Here is a 4,902-nt window from a genome sequence, read left to right as displayed (position 1 = left end):
CGTCCGCCGGGCCGGCGGGGGTCGGGGACGCGTCGGCAGGGGTCGCGAGGGCGGGAGCCGGCCGCAGGTGGTCGTGGGTGTAGTCGAGCTGGTGCGGCAGCGCCCCGACGCCGCGGCTGGGATTGATCGCCACGGGCGGGTAGTCCACCGCCAGCGCGGTGAGCGTGGGGCCGAGCAGTCGCACGCACTCCTCGGAGGCGGTGTGCACGTCGGTCTCCTCTGCAGCGGCCAGGTCGGAGCAGATGAACTGCATCGGGTTCGCGAAGTCGGTCAGCGCGAGGGACGAGATCACCGCGTTCTGCGACGGCTGGTAGATCCCCTGCAGGTTCGACAGCGCGGTGGGTGCGACGTGCAGGATCTGGGCGATGTCGTCGCGCTGCTCGGCCAGCACCGTCAGCAGGTCGGTGGTCGTCCGGACGGTCTCGATGCCCACCTGCCGGTTGTCGCGGACGAAGTCGCGGACCTCGTCGACTGCCAGGTCGAGCTCGGTGAGCGCCGGGCCGATCTCCCCCCGGCCGCGCGACACCGAGACGGTCACCGCCGCCATCACCTCGTTGAAGGTGGTGATCTGCTCGCCGGAACCCTCCATCGCGGCGGTGAAGGCCTCGAGGTTGCGGACGGTGGCGAAGATGTCGTCGCGGCCGTCGGAGACGGTCTGCAGCGCCGCGCTGAGCTGACGGACCGTGTCGCGGACGTCGTCACCGCGATCGTCGAGCACCTCGTCCGCGGCGGCCACCGCGGGTAATCCGGTCGACCCCGATCGTGGCCCCCTCCGGTAGCGGGGCGGGCGTGCCGACGGCGACCGCGTGACCCAACCATACCCGAGGGCATTGTCATGCGGGTGAGCTAGGTCACTGTGTGCTCCGGGCTGCCGTACCGCGCGTGCGAACGCGAGGGAATCCGTGCCCGGGGCCGCTCGTTGCGATGGCGTCTCGCCCTCGCCGCAGCCCCATCTCCCCCACAGCCGCGCCCGAACATGGCGTCTCGCACGCCCCGAAGCGACGGCGAGACGCCATCGCGAGGAGCGGCTGCGTGGGGGGCGGGCATGCCGGCACGCGAGACGCCATCGGGAGGAGCGGCTGCGGACCGGTCGGCCGGCGGCCGGCCGCTCACGGCATGCCGGGAAATGCGGGAAGGCCCCGCGTCCGGATAACCGGTCGCGGGGCCTTCAGCCGAGCTGGTGGCGTCTCAGCCGAGCAGATCAGCTCGCTTCGGAGTCGGAACCCGCCTCGAGGAGCTTGGAGATCGCCGAGGGGTCGACCGGGATGCCGGGTCCGGTCGTGGTGGACACGGTGATCTTCTGCAGGTAGCGGCCCTTGGAGGAGGACGGCTTGAGACGCATGACCTCGTCGATCGCGGCCTGGTAGTTCTCCGTGAGCTGCTCGGTGGAGAACGACGCCTTGCCCACGATGAAGTGCAGGTTGTTGGCCTTGTCGGTGCGGAAGGTGACCTTGCCGCCCTTGATGTCGCTGACGGCCTTGGTCACGTCCATGGTGACGGTGCCCGTCTTGGGGTTCGGCATGAGGCCACGCGGGCCGAGCACGCGGGCCACACGGCCGACCTTGGCCATCTGGTCCGGCGTGGCGATCGCGGCGTCGAAGTCGAGCCAGCCGCCCTGGATCCGCTCGATGAGGTCGTCGGAGCCCACGACGTCGGCGCCGGCGGCCTCGGCCTCGGTGGCCTTCTCGCCCGCGGCGAAGACGATGACGCGGGCGGTCTTACCGGTACCGTTGGGAAGATTCACGGTGCCGCGGACCATCTGGTCCGCCTTGCGGGAGTCGACGCCAAGTCGCATGGCGACCTCGACGGTGGCGTCCATCTTCGTCGAGGAGGTGTCCTTGGCCAGTGCCAGGGCATCCAGAGGCGAGTACAGCTTGGTGCGGTCGACCTTGTCAGCTGCGGCCTTGTAGGCCTTGCTGTTCTTGCTCATGAGAGTTCCATTCCTGCCGCGTGTTCTCTGCGACGGTCGGGTGTGGTGCGGGCCTGAGCTGCCCTCCCACGGTGATGTGTGGTGGTGGAGGTCAGGCCTCGACCGTGATGCCCATGGAGCGGGCGGTGCCGGCGATGATCTTCGCGGCCTGGTCGACGTCGTTGGCGTTGAGGTCCTCCATCTTGGTCTGCGCGATCTCGCGGACCTGGTCCATGGAGACCTTGCCGACCTTGGCGGAGTGCGGGGTGCCCGAACCCTTCTGCAGGCCGGCGGCCTTGAGCAGGAGCTTGGCGGCCGGCGGCGTCTTGAGCTTGAAGTCGAAAGAACGGTCCTCGTAGACCGTGATCTCGACCGGCACGACGTTCCCGCGCTGGTTCTCGGTGGCTGCGTTGTAGGCCTTGCAGAACTCCATGATGTTGACACCATGGGCACCCAGAGCCGGGCCGACCGGCGGTGCCGGGTTGGCTGCGCCGGCGTTGATCTGGAGCTTGATCAGCCCTGAGACCTTCTTCTTCTTCGGAGGCATCGTCTTCCTGATTCTTCGACTGGATCTCGGCTCCACGCTGTACACGTGGGAGGCCGACTGTCGTGTGCGCCGCTCCCCTCAGGCCCGCCCGTCGGGCAGGGCATGCGGGGGCGCAGGCACAACCTTGGAGAGTCTACGTGCAATCGACGTGCAACGGCTAATCCGATCCGGCGCACCGTGGCGCGATCCCCGAAACGACGGGACCCGCCGCGCGCGGTGTGCGCGGGGCGGGCCGTCGGGGTGATCGCGCTGGTCAGTCGATCTTCTCCACCTGGGAGAATCCGAGCTCCACCGGGGTCTCGCGACCGAAGATGGACACGAGCACCTTGAGCTTCTGCGAGGTCGGATCGACCTCGGAGATGCTGGCGGGCAGGGTGGCGAACGGGCCGTCCATGACGGTGACCGACTCGCCGACCGTGAACTCCACCTCGACGGTCTGCGGGACCAGTCCACCGTCGGCCTCGCCACCGGGGGTGGCGGCCTTCTTCTCAGGCTTGGGGGCCAGGAACTTGGCCACGTCGCTCAGCGAGAGCGGGGTGGGCGCACCGGCCGCACCGCCGGTCGCGCTGACGAACCCGGTCACGCCGGGGGTGTTGCGGACGACACCCCATGACTCGTCGTCGAGGTCCATACGCACCAGGACGTAGCCGGGCAGGACCTTGCGGTTGGCGACCTTCTTCTGGCCGTTCTTGACCTCGGTGTACTCCTCGATGGGGACCTCGACCTGATAGATCTTGTCCTCCGCGCCGAGGGTGACCGCGCGGGTCTCGAGATTGGCCTTGACCTTGTTCTCGTACCCGGCGTACGAGTGGACGACGAACCAGTCGCCGGGGAGCTTGCGCAGCTGGCGCTTGAAGGCGATGACGGGATCGATCGCGGGCGCCGCCTCCTCGGCGGGGGCCTCTGCCGACTCGGATCCCTCCGCGGCGTCGGCCTCATCGGTGACGTCGGCGACCTCGTCGGCGTCCTCATCGGTGCCGGCGACCGCGTCGATGGCATCCGCCACGGCCTCGGCGGTCGGCGGGACCGCGACGTCGGAGGGGTCCGCGGAGGTGTCACCGAGCACCGCATCCGCCGCGGTCTCGGCCTGCTCGGCGGCAGCCGGGCTCTGCTCGACGTCCTCGGATTCGGGGCTCTGCTCGATGTCGCTCACTGAAATTGCGGTCCTCTCGAAGTTCGGCGGTCCGGATCTCGTCCCGGACCTCCAGCGGCGGGTGTCAGCGGTCGAAGACGAGCTCGACGAGCTTGCCCGCGCCGAAGTCGACGCCGGAGACCAGCGCGGTCATGAAGATCAGGAACAGGAACACCACGATGGTGTAAGTGACCATCTGGTTGCGCGTGGGCCAGATGACCTTACGCAGCTCCTCGATGACCTGCCCGATGTACTGGAACGGATTCGCGCGGTTGGCCCGCGTGTCCTCCGCGGTGTCCGCATCGGTGCGGACACGATTGGCGACGGTGGTGTCGCTCCGGCCGGCTTTGCCTGTCGGAACAGCAGAGCCCGTCGGAACAGCGGCACCGGTGGTACCGGCCGCGCCGTCGGAACCGCGCGCGCCGCTGGTGTCGTCGTCGCGATCCTGACTCACGCGTTACCTCCGGGTCGACTGTGGCTGGCGGGAAGGGCAGGGGCGACAGGACTTGAACCTGCAACCTGCGGTTTTGGAGACCGCTGCTCTGCCAATTGAGCTACGCCCCTTCGGCCGGTCTCCCGGCCACCCGTGCCGTCTCACGAATCGCGGACCGCACGAACGCCTCGACTCTACAGTGTCGGCGGCTGCCTCAGGCAGCGTGGGCCGCGACCGCGGGCGGTCGGGCGTGGCAAGTGTACGTCAGCCCCGGCAGTGGCTCTAAATCGCTCGATCGGCGCCGTCGAGGGCGACGGTCACGATCGCCTTGCCGAACACCTTGGCCCCGCCGCAGGTGACCGTGAGGGCCACGTCTGCCGTGGAACCGTCGTCGGCGACCCTCCTCACCGTGCCGGCCACCTCCAACAGGGCCGGGGCGTCGGCAGGGACCACCACCGGTCCGGCGAACCGGATCAAGGTGGCCACCACCCGGTCCGCTCCCCCGGCCCACTCGGCCACGACCCCGATCGCCAGCGCCGAGGTCAGCATCCCGTGCGCGACCACGCCGGGCAGACCGAGCTCGCGGGCGGCCTCGTCACTGAGGTGGATGGGGTTGTGGTCCCCCGAGGCGTCCGCGTAGCGGCGCAGGTCCGCACGCGTCACCGGCAGGCTGCGGGCCCGGATGGGCTCGCCGGGCTCCGGTCGCCTCGTCGTCGTCGGCTCGTCCCTCGTCGGTTCGTCCGTCGTCGGGTTGTCCGTGCTCGTCGGCTCGTCCGTGGTCATCCCTCCACCTCCGCGGTGAGCAGCGCGCTCGTCAGCGACTGGACCGCCGCGCCGCTCGGGTCGCGGAGCACCGTGTCGAAGCCGATCATCCGCCCGCC

General features: G+C 69.6%; 6 protein-coding genes and 1 tRNA gene. All 7 read right to left on the bottom strand.

Annotated elements, in window-relative coordinates:
- The coding region (locus tag G6022_RS13325; RefSeq protein ID WP_347238184.1) for an MCE family protein at window positions 1-736 on the bottom strand (736 nt) is incomplete at its 3' end.
- 465 nt (window positions 737-1,201) lie between these two features.
- The gene (gene rplA / locus G6022_RS13320; protein ID WP_182639545.1) at window positions 1,202-1,930 is read right to left on the bottom strand and encodes a 50S ribosomal protein L1; all 729 of its coding nucleotides are present in this window, start codon (window positions 1,928-1,930) and stop codon (window positions 1,202-1,204) included.
- A 91-nt stretch (window positions 1,931-2,021) separates the two neighbouring features.
- Entirely contained in the window at window positions 2,022-2,456 is a 435-nt protein-coding gene (gene rplK, locus G6022_RS13315) for a 50S ribosomal protein L11 (protein ID WP_095717641.1), read from the bottom strand.
- Window positions 2,457-2,709: 253 nt separating this feature from the next.
- Window positions 2,710-3,609 (bottom strand): transcription termination/antitermination protein NusG, encoded by a 900-nt coding sequence (gene nusG, locus G6022_RS13310; protein WP_179523169.1) that lies wholly within the window; start codon window positions 3,607-3,609, stop codon window positions 2,710-2,712.
- Between the two features lie 64 nt (window positions 3,610-3,673).
- Window positions 3,674-4,042: a preprotein translocase subunit SecE gene (gene secE, locus G6022_RS17175; protein WP_179523170.1), complete on the bottom strand. Its 369-nt coding sequence runs from the start codon at window positions 4,040-4,042 to the stop codon at window positions 3,674-3,676.
- Window positions 4,043-4,079: 37 nt separating this feature from the next.
- A tRNA-Trp gene (locus G6022_RS13300) sits at window positions 4,080-4,152 on the bottom strand.
- Between the two features lie 151 nt (window positions 4,153-4,303).
- Window positions 4,304-4,804, bottom strand: coding sequence for a MaoC/PaaZ C-terminal domain-containing protein (locus G6022_RS13295; RefSeq protein WP_182616913.1), 501 nt, complete (start codon window positions 4,802-4,804; stop codon window positions 4,304-4,306).
- Between the last annotated feature and the right edge of the window lie 98 nt (window positions 4,805-4,902).

The organism is Dietzia sp. Cai40 (genome assembly GCF_014145165.1).
Taxonomy (GTDB): domain Bacteria; phylum Actinomycetota; class Actinomycetes; order Mycobacteriales; family Mycobacteriaceae; genus Dietzia; species Dietzia natronolimnaea.
The sequence above is the reverse complement of the archived record's forward strand: the minus strand, read 5'-3'. Positions and strand labels throughout refer to the sequence as shown.